The 22,690-nt window shown below is 72.6% G+C and carries 21 protein-coding genes and 5 tRNA genes; 8 read left to right on the forward strand and 18 right to left on the reverse strand.

The features are described from left to right. Positions 1-80 precede the first annotated feature (80 nt). Together OHB41_RS11430 and OHB41_RS11435 are read right to left on the reverse strand one after the other, a co-directional pair. Entirely contained in the window at positions 81-902 is an 822-nt protein-coding gene (locus tag OHB41_RS11430; RefSeq protein ID WP_266697762.1) for an aminotransferase class IV, read from the reverse strand. Beyond that, a complete protein-coding gene (locus OHB41_RS11435) occupies positions 899-1,942 on the reverse strand; it encodes a chorismate-binding protein (protein WP_266697763.1) in 1,044 nt (347 codons plus the stop codon). Before OHB41_RS11435 ends, OHB41_RS11430 begins: the two co-directional genes overlap by 4 nt. A gap of 156 nt (positions 1,943-2,098) precedes the next feature. Between OHB41_RS11435 and OHB41_RS11440 the strand changes: the two genes are divergently transcribed. The 5 genes from OHB41_RS11440 (at position 2,099) to OHB41_RS11460 (ending at position 2,581) form a co-directional block, all read left to right on the forward strand. Then, a tRNA-Gly gene (locus OHB41_RS11440) sits at positions 2,099-2,171 on the forward strand. Positions 2,172-2,211: 40 nt separating this feature from the next. Next, positions 2,212-2,285 (forward strand) — tRNA-Cys (locus OHB41_RS11445). 1 nt (position 2,286) lies between these two features. Next, a tRNA-Val gene (locus OHB41_RS11450) sits at positions 2,287-2,358 on the forward strand. 37 nt (positions 2,359-2,395) lie between these two features. Continuing rightward, positions 2,396-2,467 (forward strand) — tRNA-Val (locus tag OHB41_RS11455). A gap of 39 nt (positions 2,468-2,506) precedes the next feature. Continuing rightward, positions 2,507-2,581: transfer RNA gene (locus OHB41_RS11460), tRNA-Val, on the forward strand. Between the two features lie 83 nt (positions 2,582-2,664). Here OHB41_RS11460 and OHB41_RS11465 read toward each other — a convergent pair. The 4 genes from OHB41_RS11465 to OHB41_RS11480 all read right to left on the reverse strand — a co-directional run bounded on the left by OHB41_RS11465 (position 2,665) and on the right by OHB41_RS11480 (position 4,899). Next, on the reverse strand, positions 2,665-2,970 hold the full coding sequence (locus OHB41_RS11465) for a TFIIB-type zinc ribbon-containing protein (RefSeq protein ID WP_266697764.1): 306 nt from the start codon (positions 2,968-2,970) through the stop codon (positions 2,665-2,667). Between the two features lie 74 nt (positions 2,971-3,044). Beyond that, positions 3,045-3,983: an aminoglycoside phosphotransferase family protein gene (locus OHB41_RS11470; RefSeq protein WP_266697765.1), complete on the reverse strand. Its 939-nt coding sequence runs from the start codon at positions 3,981-3,983 to the stop codon at positions 3,045-3,047. A 232-nt stretch (positions 3,984-4,215) separates the two neighbouring features. Continuing rightward, positions 4,216-4,425: a hypothetical protein gene (locus OHB41_RS11475; protein WP_148007775.1), complete on the reverse strand. Its 210-nt coding sequence runs from the start codon at positions 4,423-4,425 to the stop codon at positions 4,216-4,218. Positions 4,426-4,665: 240 nt separating this feature from the next. Beyond that, positions 4,666-4,899 carry a DUF8836 family protein gene (locus tag OHB41_RS11480; RefSeq protein ID WP_081223398.1) on the reverse strand — a complete coding sequence of 78 codons (234 nt, stop codon included), beginning with the start codon at positions 4,897-4,899 and terminating at the stop codon, positions 4,666-4,668. Between the two features lie 196 nt (positions 4,900-5,095). Between OHB41_RS11480 and OHB41_RS11485 the strand changes: the two genes are divergently transcribed. Then, on the forward strand, positions 5,096-6,436 hold the full coding sequence (locus OHB41_RS11485; RefSeq protein ID WP_266697767.1) for a serine/threonine-protein kinase: 1,341 nt from the start codon (positions 5,096-5,098) through the stop codon (positions 6,434-6,436). Positions 6,437-6,714: 278 nt separating this feature from the next. On the opposite strand, the gene OHB41_RS11490 is transcribed toward OHB41_RS11485, so the two are convergent. The 9 genes from OHB41_RS11490 to OHB41_RS11530 form a co-directional block, all read right to left on the reverse strand. Beyond that, complete coding sequence (locus OHB41_RS11490; RefSeq protein ID WP_266697768.1) at positions 6,715-7,533, reverse strand: TrmH family RNA methyltransferase; 819 nt, start codon at positions 7,531-7,533, stop codon at positions 6,715-6,717. A gap of 64 nt (positions 7,534-7,597) precedes the next feature. After that, entirely contained in the window at positions 7,598-8,854 is a 1,257-nt protein-coding gene (gene cobA / locus OHB41_RS11495; RefSeq protein WP_266697769.1) for a uroporphyrinogen-III C-methyltransferase, read from the reverse strand. A gap of 228 nt (positions 8,855-9,082) precedes the next feature. Continuing rightward, positions 9,083-12,940 (reverse strand): nicotinate-nucleotide--dimethylbenzimidazole phosphoribosyltransferase, encoded by a 3,858-nt coding sequence (gene cobT / locus OHB41_RS11500; RefSeq protein ID WP_266697770.1) that lies wholly within the window; start codon positions 12,938-12,940, stop codon positions 9,083-9,085. A 344-nt stretch (positions 12,941-13,284) separates the two neighbouring features. Continuing rightward, positions 13,285-14,496, reverse strand: coding sequence for a precorrin-6y C5,15-methyltransferase (decarboxylating) subunit CbiE (cbiE, locus tag OHB41_RS11505; RefSeq protein WP_266697773.1), 1,212 nt, complete (start codon positions 14,494-14,496; stop codon positions 13,285-13,287). 291 nt (positions 14,497-14,787) lie between these two features. Further along, complete coding sequence (locus tag OHB41_RS11510; protein ID WP_266697774.1) at positions 14,788-15,426, reverse strand: GNAT family N-acetyltransferase; 639 nt, start codon at positions 15,424-15,426, stop codon at positions 14,788-14,790. 188 nt (positions 15,427-15,614) lie between these two features. Next, on the reverse strand, positions 15,615-16,442 hold the full coding sequence (locus OHB41_RS11515) for a MetQ/NlpA family ABC transporter substrate-binding protein (protein ID WP_266697775.1): 828 nt from the start codon (positions 16,440-16,442) through the stop codon (positions 15,615-15,617). 111 nt (positions 16,443-16,553) lie between these two features. Next, complete coding sequence (locus tag OHB41_RS11520) at positions 16,554-17,324, reverse strand: methionine ABC transporter permease (protein WP_266697776.1); 771 nt, start codon at positions 17,322-17,324, stop codon at positions 16,554-16,556. Then, entirely contained in the window at positions 17,321-18,355 is a 1,035-nt protein-coding gene (locus OHB41_RS11525; protein ID WP_266697778.1) for a methionine ABC transporter ATP-binding protein, read from the reverse strand. The genes OHB41_RS11520 and OHB41_RS11525 overlap by 4 nt, the downstream gene beginning before the upstream one ends. Positions 18,356-18,738: 383 nt before the next feature. Next, a complete protein-coding gene (locus tag OHB41_RS11530; RefSeq protein ID WP_266697779.1) occupies positions 18,739-19,386 on the reverse strand; it encodes an HAD family hydrolase in 648 nt (215 codons plus the stop codon). Between the two features lie 68 nt (positions 19,387-19,454). On the opposite strand from OHB41_RS11530, the gene OHB41_RS11535 reads away from it, so the two are divergent. Beyond that, a complete protein-coding gene (locus tag OHB41_RS11535) occupies positions 19,455-19,814 on the forward strand; it encodes a hypothetical protein (protein WP_266697781.1) in 360 nt (119 codons plus the stop codon). 79 nt (positions 19,815-19,893) lie between these two features. Beyond that, positions 19,894-20,262: a hypothetical protein gene (locus OHB41_RS11540; RefSeq protein WP_266705783.1), complete on the forward strand. Its 369-nt coding sequence runs from the start codon at positions 19,894-19,896 to the stop codon at positions 20,260-20,262. A gap of 93 nt (positions 20,263-20,355) precedes the next feature. On the opposite strand, the gene OHB41_RS11545 is transcribed toward OHB41_RS11540, so the two are convergent. From OHB41_RS11545 to OHB41_RS11555, 3 genes are all read right to left on the reverse strand, one after another. Then, entirely contained in the window at positions 20,356-20,853 is a 498-nt protein-coding gene (locus OHB41_RS11545) for a GNAT family N-acetyltransferase (protein WP_266697782.1), read from the reverse strand. Between the two features lie 58 nt (positions 20,854-20,911). Continuing rightward, the gene (locus tag OHB41_RS11550) at positions 20,912-21,406 is read right to left on the reverse strand and encodes a sigma-70 family RNA polymerase sigma factor (RefSeq protein ID WP_266697784.1); all 495 of its coding nucleotides are present in this window, start codon (positions 21,404-21,406) and stop codon (positions 20,912-20,914) included. Positions 21,407-21,479: 73 nt separating this feature from the next. After that, positions 21,480-22,661, reverse strand: coding sequence for a glycerophosphodiester phosphodiesterase (locus tag OHB41_RS11555; RefSeq protein ID WP_266697785.1), 1,182 nt, complete (start codon positions 22,659-22,661; stop codon positions 21,480-21,482). Positions 22,662-22,690 lie beyond the last annotated feature (29 nt).

The raw sequence follows: 22,690 nt of genomic DNA on the forward strand, positions 1-22,690 counted from the left end.
CGGACCGTCCACCGCCGACGACGGACCGGGCCAGGGGCTCCGGGCCGTGGGCGTGGAGCGCGTGGACCGGTCCGCCCGTCCTACGGATCGAGGTCGTTTCCGGCCCGCTCGTCGAAGATCCGCATCGCCTTCGCCGTCACCGGTCCGGGCGCGCCGGGGAGTTCACGTCCGTCGACCCGGTGCACGCCCTGCACGTCCCGCAGGGTGGAGGTCAGGAAGATCTCGTCGGCGCGCTCCAGGACGTCCAGCGGCAGGTCGGTCTCCCTGGCGCCGGTCCACTCGACGGCGAGCGCGCGGGTGATGCCGGCGAGGCAGCCGGAGGCCACCGGCGGGGTGTGGATCTCGCCGTCGAGCACCACGAAGACGTTCGACCCCGTGCCCTCGCACAGCTGCCCGACCGTGTTGGCGAACAGCGCCTCGGACGCGCCCTGTTCGCGCGCGCGGGCCAGCGCGACCACGTTCTCGGCGTACGAGGTGGTCTTGAGGCCGGTGAGGGCGCCGCGCTCGTTGCGGGTCCACGGGACGGTGATCACGGCGGTGGAGTCGGGGCGCCGCGCGGACTCGCCGAGGGCGACGACCAGGGTCGGTCCCCGGTCTCCCCGGTCGGAGCCGAGCGGGCCGTGGCCGCCGGTGTACGTGATGCGCAGGCGGCCGAGCGGCACCGGGTTGGCGTCCAGGACGGCCGCGCAGGCGCGGCGCACCTCGTCGCGATCGGGGTCGGGCAGCCCGAGGCCGTGCGCGGACCGGGCCAGCCGGTCGAGGTGCCGGGTCAGCGCGAACGGCCGCCCTTCCACCGCCTTCACGGTCTCGAAGATGCCGTCGCCCACGGTCAGTCCGTGATCGAAGACGGAGACACGGGCGGACTCGATGTCCTGCAGCCCGCCGTCGAGCCAGATCTTCACGTCAGGATCCCTTCACTCACCTCGAATGCTCCCGACGCTACAGCGAGCAGTCGGGACGCCTTCAGCTCGGTCTCGCGCCACTCGCCCTCCGGGTCGGAGCCCCAGGTGATGCCCGCGCCGGTGCCGAACCGCAGGACGCCCTCCTCCCGGTCGGCCCAGAAGGTGCGGATGCCGACGGCGAGTTCTGCGGTGCCGCGGTCCGCGTCGACCCAGCCGATGCCCCCGCAGTACGGGCCGCGTGGGGCGGTCTCCAGGGCCTCGATGATCTGCAGGGCGCTGGCCTTGGGGGCGCCGGTGACCGAGCCGGGCGGGAAGGCGGCGGCGAGGAGCTCGGGCCAGCCGGCGTCCTCGCGCAGCTCGCCGCGGACGGTGGAGACGAGGTGGACGAGCCCGGGATGCTTCTCGACGGCACACAGGTCGGGCACGGTCACGCTGCCGGTGGCGCAGACCCGGCCGAGGTCGTTGCGGACCAGGTCGACGATCATCACGTTCTCCGCGTAGTCCTTCCGCAGCAGGTCGGCCTCGGTGCGTCCGGTGCCCTTGATCGGGCCGGACTCGACCGTGCGGCCGGTCCGGCGCAGGAAGAGTTCGGGTGACGCGGTGGCGATCTCGACTCCCTGCCGGGGCAGCCGGACGGTGCCGGCGTACGGGGCCGGGTTGCCGCGGGCCAGCAGGGCGGTCAGGGCGTCCAGGTCGGCGCCGGGGGCGAGCGGCGCGGACAGGACGCGGCAGAGGTTGGTCTGGTAGACCTCGCCGGCGGCTATGTGGTCGCGGATGCGGCGGACGCCGCGGGTGTACGCGGCGCGGTCGAGGGACGACGTCCAGTCACCGGCGACTGGACCGCGCCACTGGCCGGGCACGGGGGCGGGCACGGGCTCGCGCCGTACGTCGGCGAAACGGGCGCAGACCAGACGTCCCTCGAAGTCCGCCGACACGGCCCAGAAGCCGGTGGAGTCCAGGGCCGCGGGGTCGCCGGTGACATCGAGGAGACCGGTCGCGACGAGGTCACCGAAGCGGGCGAGAGGAGGGAGGTCGAGCACGCAGTCGAGTCTAGGACGGGTGACCTGCGGGTGCCCTGGCCGTGTCCTCGGGCGGACAGACCGCAGCACGCTGCGCAAACGCGTTTTTGTACTGGCCCGGGAATCCGCTAGAGTTCAACACGTCGCCGGGACGCGCAAGCCGACCGGAAACGACAAGCGGACGTAGCTCAGTTGGTAGAGCGCAACCTTGCCAAGGTTGAGGTCGCCAGTTCGAACCTGGTCGTCCGCTCGCAGGACAGTGGGGGATCCACCCGAACCCCCGCGCTCCTGGTGGAGTGGCCGAGAGGCGAGGCAACGGCCTGCAAAGCCGTCTACACGGGTTCAAATCCCGTCTCCACCTCCAAGGACGATTAGCTCAGCGGGAGAGCGCTTCCCTGACACGGAAGAGGTCACTGGTTCAATCCCAGTATCGTCCACTGGATCGCCCCGCACTGGTGTGCGAGATCCGAACCCGCGCGATTAGCTCAGCGGGAGAGCGCTTCCCTGACACGGAAGAGGTCACTGGTTCAATCCCAGTATCGCGCACGCAGTACGCCCCGGATCCTGTACGTTGAGGTCCGTCCCGCGCGATTAGCTCAGCGGGAGAGCGCTTCCCTGACACGGAAGAGGTCACTGGTTCAATCCCAGTATCGCGCACCAGCCAGAAGCCCCCGGCCGTCTCGTACGGTCGGGGGCTTCGTCGTGTTCGCCACGCCCGGCCGGGGACACCCCGGCCGGCACGATCACGACGAGAAGAGCATGTGCCCGAAGCTCTTGTGACGGTGGTGTCCGCCGTGGCCGCCACCGTAGTGACCGCCGCCGTGGCCACCGCCGTGCGGGGCGCCCCAGGCGGGCGCGGGAGCACCCGGGTACGCCTGCGGGGCGGCCGGGGGCGGCGGCGCGGGCTGCGACCACTGCGACTCCACGCGGGTCAGCGCCTCCAGCTCGCCGTAGTCGAGAAAGATCCCGCGGCAGCCGCTGCACTGCTCGATCTGGACACCGTTGCGGTTGTACGTGTGCATCGGCGCATGGCACTTCGGACACTGCATGCTCGGCTCAACTCCTCGCCGGTCGGTACTGCTTCCGCCAGGACAGACACTGCCCGGCCTCGATCGGTTGCACCCTACGTCGTCGGACCGGGTCCCAACTGCGGCGGGACGGCTCCCATTCGGCCGCAGGCGTCGATCACGGCCTGCTGCACCTCGTCCAACGGGCGGTCCGCCGCGACGGACTTGGCGATCGCCAGGGCCGCGGTCTGCACCGTGAGGGCGCGGGCGGCCGTGTCCAGGGCGGGCCAGGGGTCGCCGTCGGCGGGGACCGCCGGGCCGGCCGCGCCCCGGTAGGCGGTCAGGAAGCGGGTCCAGTCGTCGGGCGGGAGCAGGCCGCAGGCGTACCAGGCGGCCGGTCGGGCCAGGTCCCAGGCCGGGACGCCCACCCCGAGGTCGTCCACGTCGATGAGGAGCCAGCGGCCGGCCGGAGCGGGGTGCCGGACGAGCTGGCCGAGATGCAGGTCTCCGTGGCACAGGGTGTCCGGCCCGGGCATGGCCGCCTCGGCGCGGGCCCAGGCCGGGAGGACCGCCCAGGCGCGCAGGACCGGGGCGGAGGCCGGATGCGGACCCGCCGCCCGGAGCCGGGCGATCGCCCGGGCCGCCTTGACGGGTCCCCGCATGGGCGGCACGCCGGCCGGAGCGGGAGTGCGGTGGAGGCGGGCCAGCAGGGTCGCGGCCGCCTCCCAGGGGGCCGCCTCGGGGACCTCGGGGTCGACAGGGGTGCCGTACGGCCAGAAGGTGACCGGCCGCCCGTGGAGGTCGGCGGGCTCCGGGCGCAGCGGGGTGAGGAGGATGCCGGACAGGGCGGGGTGCGCGGCGACCGCGAGGCGGCGGGCGAGGTCGGCGGGATCCGTGCCGGGCGCGTGGGCCTTGGCCACGGTGTCGCCGTGGCGTACGACGGTGCCGTCGGCCCGGTCGGCGAGCACACTGTCCCGGTGCGCGCAGGCGCCGGCCGCGGGGTGGGCCGCGCTCCGCGCCCCGGCGGTCAGCGCGGGCAGCACGTCTGCGGTCACGGGTCCCCCTGGGTGCGTTCGGTACCGGGCGAGCGTACGCAGCGGGACGCACCGCGACGAATCCGCCGTCCCCGGCGCCCGCTGTCGTGCCTCCCCGGGCGGCCGCAAAACAATGCCCGCGCAGCTCCCCAGCTGCGCGGGCATTTTTTGCCGTCCGCCGCACCCCCGTCCCCACGGGGTTTCATGGCCGGATGTCCCCGCCCGGACCGCTCTTCCGGGCCTGGGGCGCCGCTCAGCGCCCCAGCATCACGCCCACGGACGACGCTTGTGTGACCACTGACTCCCAGCCGCCGAAGACGACTACGAGCAGGGCCGCCAGAGGAAGGACCATCGCTGTCGCCACCAAGGGGTGGCGCTGACCCTGGCGACGCGGGCGGAACGCGGCGCTGTATGCCCTGCGTCCCTGCGTGCGGATCGCCGTCCGCGGTGCCGTGTGGGCCATGGTCCCTCTCCTGACCGAGCATCTGTGTGGTTGGCAGCGGCGGGTGTCTGACCTCGGGGGACGAGTGCTGCACCCGCCGCTTGACCTCAAATCTATGGGCGCGACGGCACCGGGTCGTCATGCCCTCGTACCGATTGCCGGGCCTCCCGGAGGATGAGCGATGACCTGCGGTGTACTCCCCTGGGTGGAGACGAGGACCTAGGTCTCAGGGTCTTCCCGGAGGGGGCGGCCGGTGCGCCCCTACTGCTCCGAGCTGTCCTCCCTGGGCACCGGCTGCTCGACCAGCGCCAGCACCCGCGTCGCCATGAAGCGCGCGGTGCGCACGACTGATCCACTTCGGGTGACTTCGCTCACTTCCACGACACCTCGGCGTACCGCTGTCTCCACCCTGCGGCCCGCCCTGCTCGCCACCACCTCGTACGTACGCGTCGTGTCCCCGGCGTCCACGACTATCTCCACGCGATCACCCTTCACGGGCTCAATCCCCCTTCTGCGACGGGTGGTTGGGATCACTGCCGGCCCAAGGCCGTGCTGTTCGCGCACTCCCTGACCACCTCTCAAGTTTCCCACCCGGCACTGACAATCGATCGGGCCGCGAGGGCGCGGCCTCTGCGCGCTCCCGGCCGCGGAAACGTAAGCTGTGGCTCGTCAAACGGACCGGGCAGCGGGGATGGACATGGCGATGATGCGCCTGAGGCGCGAGGACCCGCGTGTCGTCGGCTCGTTCAGGCTTCACAGGCGGCTCGGCGCGGGTGGGATGGGCGTGGTCTACCTGGGCTCCGACCGCCGCGGTCAGCGGGTCGCGCTCAAGGTGATCCGGCCGGATCTGGCGGAGGATCAGGAGTTCCGGTCACGGTTCGCGCGCGAGGTCTCGGCGGCCCGGCGGATCAGGGGCGGCTGCACGGCCCGGCTCGTGGCCGCCGATCTCGACGCGGAGCGGCCCTGGTTCGCCACGCAGTACGTGCCCGGGCCCTCGCTGCACGACAAGGTCGCCGAGGAGGGCCCGATGGCGGCCGCCGACGTGGCGGCCGTGGGCGCCGCGCTCTCCGAGGGACTCGTGGCGGTGCACGAGGCGGGGGTCGTGCACCGTGACCTGAAGCCGTCCAACATCCTGCTGTCCCCGAAGGGGCCGCGGATCATCGACTTCGGCATCGCCTGGGCGACGGGGGCCTCCACCCTCACCCATGTCGGCACGGCCGTCGGCTCGCCCGGCTTCCTGGCGCCCGAGCAGGTGCGCGGCGCTGCCGTCACCCCGGCCACGGACGTCTTCGCGCTGGGGGCCACCCTGGCGTACGCGGCGACCTCCGACTCGCCCTTCGGGCACGGCAGTTCCGAAGTGATGCTCTATCGGGTGGTGCACGAGGAACCGCAGCTGCACGGCGTTCCCGACGCACTGGCTCCGCTCGTCCGGGCCTGCCTCGCCAAGGACCCCGAGGAGCGCCCCAGCACGCTCCAACTGTCCTTGCGGCTCAAGGAGATCGCCGCTCGCGAGGCACAGGGCATGACGGACGTCCGGCCGCCCACGCAGCGCAACGACCCCGACCGGCCGACGGGGCGCCTCGCCGAGCAGTACGCCGAACAGCCCACCCAGCGCCGCCCGCAGGGCACTCCCCCGCCGCGCACCGGCGGGACGAACGGCGGCGGCTCCCGGCCGGCCCCGTCGGGTTCGCGTCCCACGCCCTCCCGGAGCACCGGGCGCTCCGGCAGCCGCCCCGCTCCCCGCAGCGGGGCCGGGCGGCAGGGGCCTCGGACCACCGGGACCGGGCGCCGGGGGCCCGCCAATCCGCGGCTGCTGCGGCAGCGGCTCTTCGTGTTCGTCGTGGTGACGCTGCTCGTCGCCCTGGGCATCGCGGTGGCGCAGGGCTGCCAGGGTCCGGCGCGCGGGCTCGGCGACGGGGGCGGGCACCAGGTCGTACGGGTCCTCGGACAGGAGCGGCCGTCGCCCTGGCCGGGGCCCACCGGGGACGTGGGGGGCGAGCGGCACCTGGGCGTCGAGGGGACGGCCGGCTAAGGGCTGTCCCGTAATCCCCGGTGGATCGGCGCGCGGCGTCAGATTCGGTGCATCGCAAGGCGGAGGGTCGACCTCATACTGGGCGTATTCGGGCGATCCGACAACGCGGCGAGGTGCCGTGGCTGTCGTCGTGCGCCCGCCGGTGATCACGGGACAGCCCTTGGGCCGACGCGCCCGGCCGCACGGGACGCCCGGAGATCCGGGCGTCCGGGTGACGTCCGTGCATCCGGGACGAAGACCGGGACAGCTCACGTGCCCCGCGACCGGGCAACGGCCGGTCAGACGCCGGGGCGCCCCGTCGCCACCGCGTAGAACGCGACCGCGGCCGCCGCACCCACGTTGAGCGAGTCGACGCCGCGCGCCATCGGGATGCGGACCCATTCGTCCGCCGCCATCAGGGCCTTCGTGGAAAGGCCGTCGCCCTCCGCGCCGAGCATCAGCGCGACCCGGTCCATCCGGTACGGGGCCGCCTCGTCGAGGGATCGCGCCTTCTCGTCCGGGGTGAGGGCGAGCAGCGTGAAGCCGGCCTCGCGGACCGACTCCAGGCCCCTGGGCCAGCTGTCGAGACGCGCGTACGGGACGGAGAAGACCGCGCCCATGGAGACCTTCACGGAGCGGCGGTAGAGCGGGTCGGCGCAGTCCGGGGAGAGCAGCACCGCGTCCATGCCGAGGGCGGCGGCGGAGCGGAAGATCGCGCCGATGTTGGTGTGGTCGTTGACCGACTCCATGACGACCACCCGGCGGGCGGATCCCAGGAGTTCGTCCGCGGTCGGCAACGGTTTGCGCTGCATGGAGGCGAGCGCGCCGCGGTGCACGTGATAGCCGGTGACCTGTTCGGCGAGCTCCGGGCTGACCGCGTAGACCGGGGCCGGCAGCTCGTCGATGACATCGCGCATGACGTCGACCCACTTGGCGGACAGGAGCATGGAGCGCATCTCGTATCCGGCGTCCTTGGCCCGTCTGATGACCTTCTCGCCCTCGGCGATGAACAGGCCTTCGGCGGGTTCGCGCTTGCGGCGCAGCTCCACGTCGGTCAGGCCCGTGTAGTCGCGCAGACGCGGGTCGTCCGGGTTCTCGACGGTGATGAGATCGGCCACAGGGTGATACTGCCTTGTCCTGAGTGCGGTGCCAACGGCTGGGAAAGGGTTGGGTTACCCCGGGTTACTCGGATACTTCCGGAGCCGGCCCTACCGGTTGTCCGGGGCCGACGTTCACGACCTCGCCGACGACGATCACCGCGGGCGGCCTCACGTCCTGTGCGACGACGGTCTCGGCGACCGTCGCCAGGGTCGCGTCGACCCGGCGCTGCGCGGCGGTCGTGCCCTCCTGGACCAGGGCGACGGGGGTGTCGGCCGGCTTGCCGTGGGCCATCAGGGTCTCGGCGATCCGGCCGATCTTGTCGACGCCCATGAGGATGACGAGTGTGCCGCGCAGTTCGGCGAGGGCCGGCCAGTCGACGAGGGAGCGTTCGTCGTCGGGGGCGACATGACCGCTCACCACGGTGAACTCATGTGCGACACCCCGGTGGGTGACCGGGATGCCGGCCGCCCCGGGCACCGAGATGGAGCTGGAGATGCCGGGGACCACGGTGCAGGCGATGCCCGCCTCCGCGAGTGCCTGGGCCTCCTCCATGCCACGGCCGAAGACGAAGGGGTCGCCACCCTTGAGACGGACGACGGACTTGCCCTGTTTCGCGTGCTCGATCAGCGCGTGGTTGATCGCTTCCTGGGCCATGTACCGGCCGTACGGGATCTTCGCCGCGTCGATGACCTCGACATGCGGCGGAAGTTCGGCCAGCAGGTCGCGCGGGCCGAGGCGGTCGGCGATGACCACGTCGGCCTCGGCGAGCAGACGGCGGCCGCGGACCGTGATCAGGTCCGGGTCGCCGGGACCGCCGCCGACCAGGGCGACACCCGGGGCGCGGGTGCGGTGGTGCGGCGCCACCAGGGTCCCGTCGCGGAGCCCCTCGACCACCGCGTCACGGATCGCCGCCGTGTGCCGGGGGTCGCGGCCCCGCGCGTCCGTCGTGAGGACCGCGACCGTCACGCCCTCGCTGTGTCCCGTCGCCGGCGTCCAGGCCGTCGCCGCGTCGGCGTCGTCGGAGCGGACGCACCAGACGCGGTGCCGCTCGGCCTCGGCGGAGGCCGCCGCGCTCGCCTCGGGATCACTGGTGGCGATCAGGGCGTACCAGGCACCGGCGAGGTCGCCGTCCTCGTAGGGACGCCTGGTCCAGGTGATCTCGCCCGCGTCCGCCATCGCCTCGACGGAGGGGGTCGCCTCCGGTGACACGAGGTGGATGTCCGCGCCCGCGGCGATGAGTGCGGGGAGACGGCGCTGGGCCACCTGGCCGCCGCCGAGGACGACCACGCGGCGGCCGGTCAGGCGGAGACCTACGGGGTAGGCGGGGTGTTCGGCCATGGCGGTGCGGCTCCTCGTACGGACGGTGCGGTGGGGCGCGCCGCGGCTGTGGAGCGGCCCTGACGTGCGGATTTTAGGCGCCGGCCCGGTGAACGGGCCGGGTGGGGGTTGCTTCCCGGGCCCGCCTCCCCCCGAAACCGGGGCTGTGCCGCGGGCGGGCGCGCGGGCGGGGCGCGGTGGTGGGCAGGTCCTCCGCACCGCGGAACGCCTGCCCACCACGTCGGCCGGCTACTTCTCGGTGACGCCCGCGGAATCGAACGTCGCCACCTCGTGCATGGCGCGCGCCGCGCTCTGCACCACGGGCAGGGCCAGCAGCGCGCCGGTGCCCTCGCCGAGGCGCAGGTCGAGGTCGATCAGCGGGCGCAGGCCCAGCTTGTTCAGGGCCGCCACATGGCCCGGCTCCGCGCTGCGGTGGCCCGCGATGCAGGCGGCGAGCACCTCGGGGGCGATGGCGCGGGCCACCAGGGCCGCCGCGCCTGCGCTGACACCGTCCAGGATCACCGGCGTACGGAGGGAGGCACCGCCCAGCAGCAGGCCGACCATCGCCGCGTGTTCGAGGCCGCCGATGGCCGCGAGGACGCCGATGGGGTCGGCCGGATCCGGCTGGTGGAGTTCGACGGCGCGGCGCACGACCTCGGTCTTGCGGGCCAGGGTCTCGTCGTTGATGCCGGTGCCCCGGCCCGTCACCTCGGACGGGTCGGCGCCGGTGAAGACCGAGATCAGCGCGGCGGACGCGGTGGTGTTGGCGATGCCCATCTCACCGGTCAGCAGTGCCTTGTTGCCGGCCGCCACCAGGTCGCGGGCCGTCTCGATGCCCACCTCGATCGCCGCGGTGACCTCCTCGCGGGTCATCGCGGGGCCGGTGGTCATGTCGGCGGTGCCCGCGCGGACCTTGCGCGGCAGCAGCCCCGGCGTCGCGGGGAGGTCGGAGGCGACGCCCACGTCGACGACGCAGACCTCCGCGCCGACCTGGTTGGCGAACGCGTTGCAGACCGCGCCGCCCCCCAGGAAGTTGGCCACCATCTGGGCGGTGACCTCCTGCGGCCACGGGGTGACGCCCTGGGCGTGCACGCCGTGGTCGCCCGCGAAGATCGCGACGGCGGCGGGCTCCGGGATCGGCGGCGGGCACATCCGGGACAGGCCCGACAGCTGCGCCGAGATGATCTCCAGCATGCCCAGCGCGCCCGCGGGCTTGGTCATCCGCTTCTGCCGCTCCCAGGCCTCGCCGAGCGCCTTGGCGTCCAGCGGGCGGATGTTGGAGACGGTCTCGGCGAGCAGGTCGTGCGGCTCCTCGCCGGGCAGCGCGCGTCGGCCGTACGTCTCCTCGTGCACGACCCAGGACAGCGGACGGCGCTTGGACCAGCCCGCCTGCATGAGCTCGGGCTCCTCCGGGAACTCGTCGACGTAGCCGACGCAGAGATACGCCACGACGTCCAGGTGTTCGGGCAGGCCGAGGGCGCGGACCATCTCGCGCTCGTCGAAGAAGCTGACCCAGCCGACGCCGAGGCCCTCGGCGCGCGCCGCGAGCCACAGGTTCTGGACGGCGAGCGCGGACGAGTACGGGGCCATCTGCGGCTGGGTGTGCCGGCCCAGGGTGTGGCGGCCGCCGCGGGTCGGGTCGGCGGTGACGACGATGTTCACCGGGGTGTCGAGGATCGCCTCGATCTTCAGTTCCTTGAACTGCTTGGCACGGCCCTTGGGCAGCGACTTGGCGTACGCCTCGCGCTGGCGTGCCGCCAGTTCGTGCATCGTGCGGCGGGTCTCGGCGGAACGGATGACGACGAAGTCCCAGGGCTGGGAGTGGCCCACGGACGGCGCGGTGTGCGCGGCTTCCAGGACCCGCAGCAGGACGTCGTGCGGGATCGGGTCGTTGCGGAAGCCGTTGCGGATGTCGCGGCGCTCGCGCATCACGCGCAGGACCGCCTCGCGCTCGGCGTCGTCGTAGCCGGGGGCCGCCGGGCCGGTGGACTCTCGTACGTCTTCCACTGCGGCCGTGCTCTCTTCCTGGTCGGCGACCTGGGTGTCCAGGTCCTCCGCTTGCTGTGCGACTACGGGTTCCGGGTCCGCGTCGAGCGGTTCCGGTACGGGGAGTGCCTCGGCCTCGCGGGGTGCGGGCACCGGGGCGACGGGCTCCTCCTCGTGGGCGGGAGCCTCCGGGGTCTGTCCGGGTGCGGCCTCCGGCAGGTCGGCGAGGACCGGGGCCTGCTCCTGGGCGGAGTCCCCGGCCGGGAGCCACTCCTGCGTGGGCAGCGGCGGCACGGTCATGGCGTGCGGCGGGGTCGGGGCCAGGTGCGGGGTCGTCGGCACCTGGCCGTCGACGGGTACGAACCGGCCGAGCGAGTCGTCCGCCGAGGGCTCCGCGGAAACGCTCCGGAAGCCGGCCTCGCCCCGCGCCTCGCCGGAGAGGTCCTCGTCGTGCGGCTGGTTCGCCGCGTGGGACGCATCGCCCTGCGACTGGTTGCCGGCCGCGTGGGACGCCTCGGCGGGCGCGGCGACGCCGGCAGGAACGCCGGCGGCGGCCTCGGCGAACGCGGCGTGCGCCTCGGCGGAGGGCGCGAACTGGGCAGCCTGGAGCGGGAAGGCCCCGACGCCGGGAACCGCCTGGCCGTACGAGTCGTCCGCGGTGTCCGCGGCCGGTGTCCGCGCCTCGGCGGGCTCGTGCGTCAGGGAGGGCATGTGGGGGTGCGGGGCGGGCGCGGGCTGCGCGGCCCCGGCGAATCCGACCTCCGCCCCGCCCGCTCGGCCACCTGCCGCGACGTCCGCGAACTGGACGGCCGACTCCGGGATGTGGACACCGGCGTCGACGAACCGGACCGCGCGGTCCGGGAACCGCGCCGCCTGCTCGGCCGCGTGGGCGGCCTGCTCGACGAAGGGGACGGCTTGGTCCGTGAAGTGTGCGGCCTGGTCGGTGACGTGGCCCGCCGGGTCGGCGAGGTGGACGGACGGGTCCGCGACCTCCGGGGCGGTCTGGTGAGCCGCCTGGTCCTGGGCCGCGGCCCCGTCCTGGACGGGCTGGTCCTGCGCGGCCTGGAACGCCTGGTCGGGGGTCAGGTTCCCTTCGTCCACGGCAATCCCCGCCGGGGTGACGGCGTGCCCGGCCGCGTGGGCGTCGGACACCTGCTCGGCGGCGTCGTCCGCGGTCGGCTCCGTGTGCGGAACGTCCCCGGCCGCCGTGAAGGAGGCGGCGTCGGGGGTCTCCGGGGTCCGAAAGTCCGGCGAGCCCTCCGGCGCGTGGGTGGCCTCCGGTCCCTGCTCCGCACCCGCGTGGGCGAGGTGGTCCTGTGCCGCCTCGGCCGTGCGGTCGCCGTCCGGTGCCGCGAGAGCCGCGTCCGCGGCCGCAGCATCGACGGCGGCGGGGGACGCGAGTCCCACGTGCCCGGCCTCTTCCATGGTCGGGTGCGCCAGGGGGGACGCCGCGGACTCCGAGGCTTCGCCAGGCGTCGGCGCCGCCCCGAACGCCGTTTCCGTTCCGGCGGCGAAGCCGGCCTCGGAGCCCTGTCCCGCGGCCGGGACGACCGTTTCTTCAGCCGTCGGCCCGGGACCGGCGGGCGGAGCCCCCCAGGGCACCGCGCCCTGCGGCGGGATCTCGGAGAGCTGCGGCACGTCGAGGTACTCGGGCCCCGCCGTCGGCGGACCGGCGTGCCGGACCGCGGCCGCGGGGTTCATCGCGTGGGCGGGGGTGGCGAGCGGTGCGGAGGCGGGGCCGCGGTCGGCGAGCGAGCGCACCGGGCCCGCGGAGACGTCCGGGGTCGGAGGGCCGAGGTGCAGCGGGCGGCGCGGCGTGACCGGCTGCGCGGCGGGCGCGGGGCTGGCCCCGCGGACGGCGCTGAGGTCGACCGAGCCGCTGTCCCGGCCCGCCGTCTCGTGCGGCCCGGGTTCGTGGACGAGGGGCTGGGGGGCCGGTGGGCCCACCTCGTTGCCCCAGGCGCCCTGGGCACCCGGCATGAGGAGCAGGTCGTCGTCCTCGGCGTGATTCTCGGAGGGGTCGAGGAAGGTGTACGCGTCCGGGGCGGGGGCGCCCGGCTGCTCCACCATGCCTGCGTTCTCCGGCAGTCCCTCGCCCGGGACCTGGCCGGTGTCGGTCATGCGTACCCCTCGCCCATCGGTTAGTGCTTCCAAGTCCTGCTCGCCCGGAACGGCGCACCGACCGCCCCACAGTGAAGAACGAGCGGGCGTGCCCAGCGGCACGAACGACCGGCCAACAAAGACGACAAAGCCATTAACTGGCATTGTCCCGGTCGTCCGACCCTCGCGACAGCTTGATCCGCGACGGCCCGCTGTGGACTGCGCCACGTTGCGCGTCCTCCGGTTCTGCCGTACCACACTCGCCTCAAAACGGGCGCGTTTTCCGGACATTGGCCTACGAAAGGCCGAGCGTCCGGAGCGGTACAACGATCGGCCAGCCTACCGCGCGCGGTACGACAACAGGATCACGGGTTGCGATCGGGAAGCCGGCCCGTGAGCAGGAACGCGACGCTGCGCTCCGTCTCCGTCCAGGCCCTCGTGTCGAGTTCGACGGACTGGATGAGGGCGCACTCGACCTGGTAGCCGTGCTCGGTGAGGTTGCGGCCGATGAGTTCGGCCGCGTCGCGGGTCGCCGCGTGCGTCACGATGCGCTGCGGACGGCGGTCGGCGACCGCGGAGACGACGTCCGCTCCCCCGCCACCCACCCGCACGACGTCCGGTTCGGGGAGGTTCTCCAGGACGTGCGGGGCGTCGCCGTGCACGATCTGCATCTGCACGCCGTAGCGGCGGGCGGAGTCCTCGGTGCGCGTGCAGGCCACCAGGTCGCGGTCGACCGCGAGGACCGCGGCGCCGGTGCGCGCGGCCTCGGTTGCGAAGGCACCGCTGCCGGAGCCGATGTCCCACACCAGGTCCCCCAGGCGCGGACCCAGGCGGGCGAGTTGCGCGGCGCGCAGCAGATCCGTTTCGCCTTCTCCGAGCGCGCCGCCGTACGCCTCGGCGGGCAGCGCCCAGCCGCGCGGTTCGGTGGCCGGGTCGCGTCCGGCGATCCAGCCGCCGTCCTCGGCCGCGGCCACGAAGCCGCCGATGACGATGACGACGTTGGGGTCGCGCCAGGTGTGGTCGGCGGCCTTGTCGGAGGTGAGGATCGTGACCCGCTCGCGCGCGGTGCCGAGTTCCTCGCAGATGACGAAGGTGCGGTGGACACCTTCGAGGAGCAGGCCGAGCTCGGCGGGACCCGCACCGGGTGAGGTGAGGACGGCCACCTTGGTATGCGCTCGGCATACGTTCACCGCGCGTCGCAGGGAGCGGCCGTGTGCCACGACCACATGTGCGTCGTCCCAGGGCATTCCGGCGCGGGCGAAGGCGGCGGCGACCGAGGAAACGGCGGGCACGACCTCGACCTCGAGGCCGAACTCGGGAGCGCGCAGGGTGCGTACGACGCCGAAGAAGCCGGGGTCCCCGTCGGCGAGGACGACGGCGCTGCCCCGGTGGCCCGCGATGCGGCGGGCGGCGAGGGCGACGCTGCCGAGCCGGATGCGCTCGGCGGCCCCGGGCACCTCGGGGAGCGTCAGATGGTGTGCCGCTCCGGCCACCAGGGTGGCCGCGCCGAGGGCGGAGCGTGCCGCCGCGGTCAGGGGGGAGCCGTCCCAGCCGATCACCGTGACCCGGTCGGCCATCGTCGTCAGTCTCCAGGGGGTCTTCGCAGGTCGTCAAGGGGCAGCCCGTGGGTGGGCTCCGTGAGGGTACCTGGCGTTGCCCGACGGGGCCGCGCGCGGGTCCCACCGGGTGTGAACGGTGCCGTCGGGGGGAGCGGTGGGTCGGGGCGGGAGGGGTTCCGAAGGGCGCGCGCGGTTGCCCGGCTCCGGCAGCGGGAGCCCCCGGGGTTCGGGTCCGGGTCGCCTTCGTGTTCAGTCATCTGTTCAGTTGTGCGATCCGTCCCGTGTTCCGTTATGTGTTCCGTTGCGTCTTCAGTTCCAGTCGGAGAACGACGTGAAACCGCTGGAGTCGGCGAGTTGTTCGCCGACGCCGTCGAGATCCTCCGGGAGGAGGCTCCAGACGATGAAGTCGGTGCGGTGGTCGACCCAGCGGCCGTCCTCGGTGCGGCTGTGCGCTATGCACGCGTTGCGCAGCACACCCTCGCTGATGCAGCCGATCTTCTGGGCGACCTGCTGGGAGGCGGTGTTGTCGGCCGCCGTGCGCACCTCGATGCGCTCGAACTTCTGCTCCCTGAACAGCCATTGGGCGGTGGCGAGCGACGCCTCGGAGGCGTAGCCCTCGCCGCGGGCCCAGGGGGCGATGACGTAGGAGAGTTCGGTGGAGCGGATGTGCCAGTTCGTCCTGCCGAGCTGAATGATGCCGACCAGCCGCTGGGTGAGGAACTCGGTGACGGCGAGGTCGAGGCCGCGGCCCGCGGTGCGTTCCGCGGGCGCGTACTCGCTGATCCAGGTGCGGGCGCCGTCCTCGGTGAAGGGCTGGGGCACGTCGGTCCAGGCCGCGACCTGCTCGTCGTTCATCATTTCGGCCAGGGCGGGGACGTCGTCCTCGTCGAGCGCGCGCAGGACCAACCGCTCCGTGCTGATGGAGATGTCGGGGAAGGTGCTAGTCATGCGCCGCTCCGTAACCGTCGGGGACTTCGGGCCGTCGGAACCTGCGGGCCCGCTGAACTGCCCAGCATGCAGCATGAAAGCACCGAACCGCACCACGGGGTCCTCCCCCAACTGCCCGAAGGGGAGCAGGGAAGGACCACCGGGTGCGGTTGTGGTCGCCGCGCGGCGGCACGGTGCGCCGGGACGGATCAGAACGAGGGGATGACCGAGCCCGCGTACTTGTCCTCGATGAACTTCTTGACCTCGGGCGAGGTGAGGAGCTTGGCGAGCTTCTTCACCCGCGGGTCGTTCTCGTTGCCCTTCTTGACGGCGAGGAAGTTGCCGTACGGGTTGTTCTTCGCCGACTCCAGGACGAGGGCGTCCTTGGCGGGCTTGAGGCCGGCGGATATGGCGTAGTTGCCGTTGATGACGGCCGCGTCCACGTCGTCCAGGGAGCGCGGGGTCTGGGCCGCCTCGACCTCCTTGAACTTGAGGTTCTTCGGGTTCTTGGAGATGTCCTGCGGGGTCGCCTCGTTGCCGGCGCCGTCCTTGAGGGTGATGAGCCCCTTGGAGGCGAGCAGCTTCAGGGCGCGCGCCTCGTTGACGGCGTCGTTCGGGACCGCGACGGTCGCACCGCTCTTCAGGGCGTCGGCGCTCTTCACCTTGTGGGAGTAGAGGCCGAGCGGCTCCAGGTGCACCGTGACGACGGGCACGATGTGGGTGCCGCGCTTCTTGTTGAAGTCGTCCAGGTACGGCTGGTTCTGGAAGTAATTGGCGTCCACCGAGCCGTCCTCGGTCGCCGTGTTCGGGACGATGTAGTCCTGGAACTCCTTGACCTCCAGGTCGAGGCCCGCCTTCTTCGCCAGGTTCTTCTTGACGAAGTTGAGGATCTCGGCGTGCGGGGTCGGGCTCGCGGCGACGATCAGCGGGCCGCTCGTGTCGGAGGCGGAGTCCTTGTCCGAGCCGCAGGCGGAGAGGCCGAGGGTGAGGGCTCCGGCGGCGAGGACGGCGGTGGTGATCTTGGCAGTGTTACGCACGAAAAGTGCCTTTCCTGAGGGGTGGAGCGTCCCCGTGTTCGGGTGGGACGGGGAAGTCTGCGGGTGGGGGTGAGGTATGCGGGTGGGGGTGAGGAGTTCGGGCGGCCCGGCTCAGACGGCCTTGCCGGCGTCGGCGGTGGCGGCCTCCGCGGTGGCGCCGGCCTCCGCGGTCGTCGGCGTCCCGGCCTTCAGCAGCCGGAGCTTCGGCGCGGCGCCGGAGTGGCCGCCTCGTCGGTGCAGACGGCGGGCGGCGTAGTCGCCGGCGAACTGGATGACGGAGATGACCACGGCGAGGATCGCCACGGTGATCCACATCAGTCCGGTCTCGAAACGCTGGTAGCCATAGCGGATGGCGATGTCGCCGAGGCCTCCGGCGCCGACGGTGCCCGCCATGGCCGAGTAGCCGATGAGCGCGACGACGGTGGTGGTCGCCGAGGAGATCAGCGAGGGCAGCGACTCCGGTACGAGCACCCTGCGCACGACGGTCCAGGTGTTGCCGCCCATGGACTGCACGGCCTCGACGAGGCCGCCGTCCACCTCGCGGACGGCCGTCTCGACGAGCCGCGCGAAGAACGGGATCGCACCGATGGCGAGCGGCACGATCGCCGCCTCGCGACCGATCGTCGTTCCCGTGATCGTGCGCGTGAAGTTCATCAGCGCGACCATCAGGATGATGAACGGGAGCGAGCGGGCGATGTTCACGACCTGCCCGATGACCTTGTTCGCGGCGATGTTCTGCAGGAGTCCGCCGCGGTCGGTGAGGACGAGCAGGAGGCCGAGGGGCAGCCCCCCGACGACCGCGATCAGCGTGGACCAGCCGACCATGTAGAGCGTGTCCCAACACGCCTGGGACAGCAGCGGCTGCATCTCCGACCAGGTCACTTGGCACCGTCCTTCACGAGTGCGGGCTCCTGGCCCTGGATGTCGATCTGCAGGCCCTGCTCGCGCAGGAACCCGATCGGCACGACGTTCTCGTCGTAGCGGCCGGGCAGTTCGATGCGCATCCGGCCGACCTGCTTGCCGCCGACGGTGTCCATCGCGGCACCGAGGATCGAGATGTCGATGTTGTAGGTGCGGGAGAGCTGCGAGATGACGGGCTGTGTCGCGGCCTCTCCGTGGAAGGTGACGTCGATGACCGTGCGGTCGTCGCCGGAGGCGTCGCCGCTGACCGGGAAGAGCGCGGAGGCCAGCTCGGATCCGGGCGTCGCGAGCAGTTCACCGACCGTGCCCGACTCGACGATGCGGCCGTTCTCCATCAGCGCGGCCGAGTCGCAGACCGTCTTGACGACGTCCATCTCGTGGGTGATGAGCAGGACGGTCAGACCCAGCTGCCGGTTCAGGTCGCGGATCAGCTGGAGGATGGAGCGGGTGGTCTCGGGGTCGAGGGCGCTGGTGGCCTCGTCGGAGAGCAGCACCTTGGGGTCGCCGGCCAGGGCACGGGCGATGCCGACGCGCTGCTTCTGGCCGCCGGAGAGCTGTGCGGGGTAGACCTTCGCCTTGTCGGACAGACCGACCAGGTCGAGCAGACCGAGCGCCTTGGCGGAACGCTCCTTCCCGGAGATGCCGAGGATCTCGAGGGGCAGCTCGACGTTCTCCTGGACGGTCCGCGAGGACAGCAGGTTGAAGTGCTGGAAGACCATGCCGATACGGCTGCGCGCCTGGCGGAGCTCCTTGCCGGCGCGCGGACCGCGTCCGACGAGCGCGGTGAGGTCCTGTCCGGCGACGGTGACCGTGCCGGCGGTGGGGCGTTCCAAGAGGTTGACGCAGCGGATGAGCGAGGACTTGCCGGCGCCGGACTGGCCGATGACGCCGTACACCTCGCCTTCGCGGACATGCAGATCGACGCCGTCGAGGGCGGTCACTTCTCGGCCGCGCGAGCGGTAGACCTTGGTGAGGCCCGTTGTCGTGATCACTGGGGTTTCCGTCACTGTCGAGTGCAGGGCGTGGGTGTGCTCCGGCACGGGTGCATTCGGTCTTGAACGCGGCACGGTTCTCGCGCTGGCGATGGCGATGGAACCGGAGGGAACCGGGAGGAGAACGTGTGCGCGGGGCAGCCCCTGTCGCGTACGCGGTACGGACTCAGGGCGCGGCGGTCCCGCTTCGGGGCGCGGGATCAGGCGGTGGTGCGGGGGCCCTCTAGAAGGCGCACATTCGACACATACAGCGAGCACCGGGCGTCATGGTCGCCTCGGTCGCAAGGGTGCGGCTGCTCGTCGTGGTCATGGAGTGAAGTAAAGCAGACGCGGTGGCTCGGCCCGGAACCGCTGTCCGCATCGTGGACAGCGGTGGACACTTCTCAGCCGCGGACGGAGATCTCCACTCCCCCGTGTGTGACCAGTGCGGACAGGGCCGAGAGGTCCTTCACCACCAGGTCCGCGACCAGCTCGGACGCCGCGTGGGTTGTGGCCAACGCCACGGTGGTCATACCGGCGGCGCGGCCCGCCTGGAGGCCGGCCGGAGCGTCCTCGAAGACGACACAGCGGGCCGGGTCGACACCCAGCTCACGGGCGGCGAGAAGGTAGGGCTCCGGGTCGGGCTTGCCGCGGGTGACGTCGTCGGCGGAGATCAGGGTCTTGGGCCGGATGCCGGCCTCGTCGAGCCGGGCCTCGGCCAGCCGCCGGGTGGCGGAGGTGACGACGGCCCAGCGCTCGGCGGGCAGCGAGCCGAGGAACGCGGCGGTTCCGGGCAGCAGCAGGACGCCGCCCGGCACGTCCTCGACCTCCAACTGCTCGATGCGCGCGAGGGCCTCGGGGACGACGTCGGCGGGCAGCAGGTCGGCGGCTATCTCGACCGCGGGGCGGCCGTGCAGTTCGATCCGGGCGAAGTCCTCGGCGGTGATGCCGTACTCCCGCGCCCAGCGGGTCCAGCAGCGGTTCACCGACTCCAGGGACGAGACGAGGGTTCCGTCGTTGTCGAACAGCAGGGCGTCAGCGTGGATCTTCATGCCCCCGACCCTACGGCGCGGCCGGGGGCAAGGGCATCGGGCCTTTTGGCCCGTAATAGGGTCACGGCATGCTTGATGCCCTGACGGTCGCGACCGCCGTCGCCGCGCTCGCGCTCGCCGCCTGGTGCGGCTGGGCCGCCTACCGTGATCAGCCCACCAAGGACTGGCACTTCATCGGCATGGCCGTGGTGTCGCTGCTGGCCGCGGTCCAGCTGGTGATCGGCATCGTCCAGCTGGTACGCGGCGAGAAGGCGGAGCAGGGCACGACGATCTTCGTCGCCTATCTGCTCGGAGCCTTCGCGTGCGTACCGGCCGTGGCCTTCATGTCGCTGGCGGAGCGCACCCGCTGGGGTTCGGTCACGGTGGCGGCCGGCGGCGTGGTGCTCGCCGTCCTCGAAGTGCGCCTGTACGACATCTGGGGAGGCTGACGTGACGAAGGCCGAGGTCACCGTGACCGGGGAAGAAGCGACCGGGCAGAAGCGGACGCGGCTCATCAGCGGTCCGGGCATGCTGCTGGTCTGGCTGTACGGCGTGATGGTCGTCGGCGCCGTGTCGCGCTCCGCCGTGCAGATCTCGACGGAGTTCGACAAGGCCCCGCTCGCCTACTCGCTGTCGGCGGTCGCGGGCCTCGTCTACGGCTTCATCACGTACTCGCTCGTCCGGGGCGGCGAGAAGGCCCGCAGGGCGGCGCTGGTGTGCTGCGCCGCCGAGCTCGCGGGTGTCCTGATCGTGGGTACCTGGACGCTGGTCGAGCCGTCCGCCTTCCCCGACGCCACCGTGTGGTCGGACTACGGCATGGGGTACCTGTTCATTCCGGTGCTGCTGCCGCTGTCGGCCATGTACTGGCTGCGCGGGCGCTCCGCGGGGAGCCGGTAGTCCGGCCGCGGGCCGGCGGGAGGTGCGGGCCACCGGCCGCCGGTCACGCGTCCCCCGGCGGCCTGTCGTGCCGCGTCCGCCGGGCGGGGGTGGTCACGCCGTCGTCGCGTAGGTCTCCGCGGGCTTCTCCAGAACGATCACGGTGACGCCGTCGTCGCCCTGCGACGTGCCGACCGTCTCGTAGCCCACGCTTCGGTACAGCCGCAGGTTGCCACCGCCGCGCTGGCCGGTGTGGAGCTGGATCCTCTTGGCGCCGTGCTCTCCCACGAGGGCCGCTTCGGCGGCGCGCAGGAGCCGGGCGCCGATCCCGTGGCGCTGCATGCGCGGGTGGACGATGAGCTTGTTGATCCGGGCCGTGCCGTCGGGGTCCACGGTTCCGCGGACCGAGGCCACCACCTCCTGACCCAGCCGGGCCACCAGGACCGTACCGTCCGCCAGCTCCGCCCTGAGGGAGTCGAGCGGCTGCGTGAGCGGCTCGATGCCGTAGTCGCCGGAGAGCTCCGCCTCGCTCTGGTAGCAGAGGTACTGCAGCTTGAGGATCTGCTCTGCGTCCTGCTCGGTCGCCCCCGAGATGGTCACACTCATGCCCATGTGTGCATGCCTCCCGCTCACTTGTTCCACCGGTTGTCCCCCACTCCTATCCCCGCGGTCAGCGGGCCGCAACCACCGGTGCCAGCAATCTCCGCAGACATCCCAGGCATCTGGAACGTTCCGGACCGAGGCTGCCCTGTGAGATACCCAACTCACCTGCGATCTCGCGGTAGGTGAGGTCCTGTGGGGAGAGCAGCGCCGCCATGAGGCGCGGGCAGCGGCCGGGCAGCCTGCGAACGGCGTCGTGCAGGGCGCGGCGGGAGTCGGCGGTCATCGCGCGCTGCTCGGGACCGGCCCCGCCCGGGTCGGCGGGTTCGGAGCCGTACGGCTGTTCCCGGCGGGCCGTGCGGCGGGCGCGGCGGGCCTCGGAGCGCACCGCGCGGCGCAGCCATCCGTGCGGGTCGGTGGGTGGGCCGGCCGAGTCGAGGCGCTCCAGGAGGCGCAGCCAGACGGCCTGTTCGAGGTCGCTCTGCTCGGTCCCGGTCGCGTGCGCCTCCGCCGAGGCCTCGGCGGCGAGCAGGGGACGCAGCGCGGAAACCATCTCGTGGGTCATGTGCGGCGGGACGCGGCCGCCCCGGCGGAAGGTTGCCGGGGCGGCCGGGTCTCACCCCATCGGGGCGACGGGGTCATCCGTTGACGAAGTCCTCGCGGGCGAGCAGCGCGGTGTCCGCGTTGTCGGAGAAGACGCCGTCGATGCCGGTGGCGAAGTAGGTCCGGAAGGCGCCGAACGCGTCGCCGTAGGCGTTCGGGTCGGTGCCGCGGCGGAAGTCGGCGGGCAGGAAGACGTTCTCGTTGCGCATGGTGTACGGGTGAAGGATCAGGCCGGCGCGGTGCGCGTCGGCGACCAGGGTGGTCGGCGTGGCGAGGGCGCCGTTCGCGTCCTTGGGGATGACCAGGTCGAGCGTGGGGCCGATGCCCTGGGCGTACGAGGCCATCCACTTCAGGCCCGCGGGCTTGACGAGGTCCGCGACCGTGCGCGGGTCCCCGGTCGCGACGAAGTCCCAGGGACGGGTGTTCGCGGCGGAGAGCAGGACGACGAGCGGGTTGTCGACGAGCTTGTCGAGACGCTGGATGCTGGTCGGTTCGAAGGACTGGATGATGACGGGCGCGTTCTTCCCGTCCTTGCCGTGCTTGCGCAGCACCTTGGCGAGGCGCTCCTCGAGGCCCAGACCGAGCGCCCGGAAGTAGGTGGGGTGCTTGGTCTCGGGGTAGATCCAGACCTGCTTGCCGCGCTTGCGGGTCTGCTCGTCCTGCCAGTGGAGCACCTCTTCGAAGGTGGGTATCTCCCAGCGGCCGTTGTACAGGGTGTTGTTCGGCCGGTTGCCGGGGATGCGCTCGACGGCCCGCAGGGTCTTCAGCTCGGCGAGCGTGAAGTCCTCCGTGAACCAGCCGGTGGTGGGGACGCCGTCGAGGGTCTTGGTGGTCTTGCGGCCGGCGAACTCCGGGTGCGCCGACACATCGGTCGTTCCGCCGATTTCGGGCTCGTGCCGGCAGACGCGGTGACCGTCCTTGGTGGGGACCAGGTCGCCGGCCTCGACGACGTCGGCCCCCATGTCGAGGGCCAGCTGATAGGAGCCGAAGGTGTGTTCGGGCCGGTAGCCGCTGACCCCGCGGTGTCCGATCACGGTCGGCTTCGGCAGACTCCGGTACCCGCCGCCGTGACCGCCCCCGTGACGCTCGTCGGCTCGCGCCGCGCCGGACAGTCCGAGGACCGCTCCGCCCGCACCGAGCACGGCGGCTCCGAGCAGTGCCCGCCGCCCCGTGCCGCGGTCCTGCCCGTTCGACTCCTGCGACTCCTGCGTCCCCATGTGCACTCCTCTGCGTACCCGCCCTGCAC

Source organism: Streptomyces sp. NBC_01571 (assembly GCF_026339875.1).
Classification (GTDB): Bacteria; Actinomycetota; Actinomycetes; order Streptomycetales; family Streptomycetaceae; genus Streptomyces.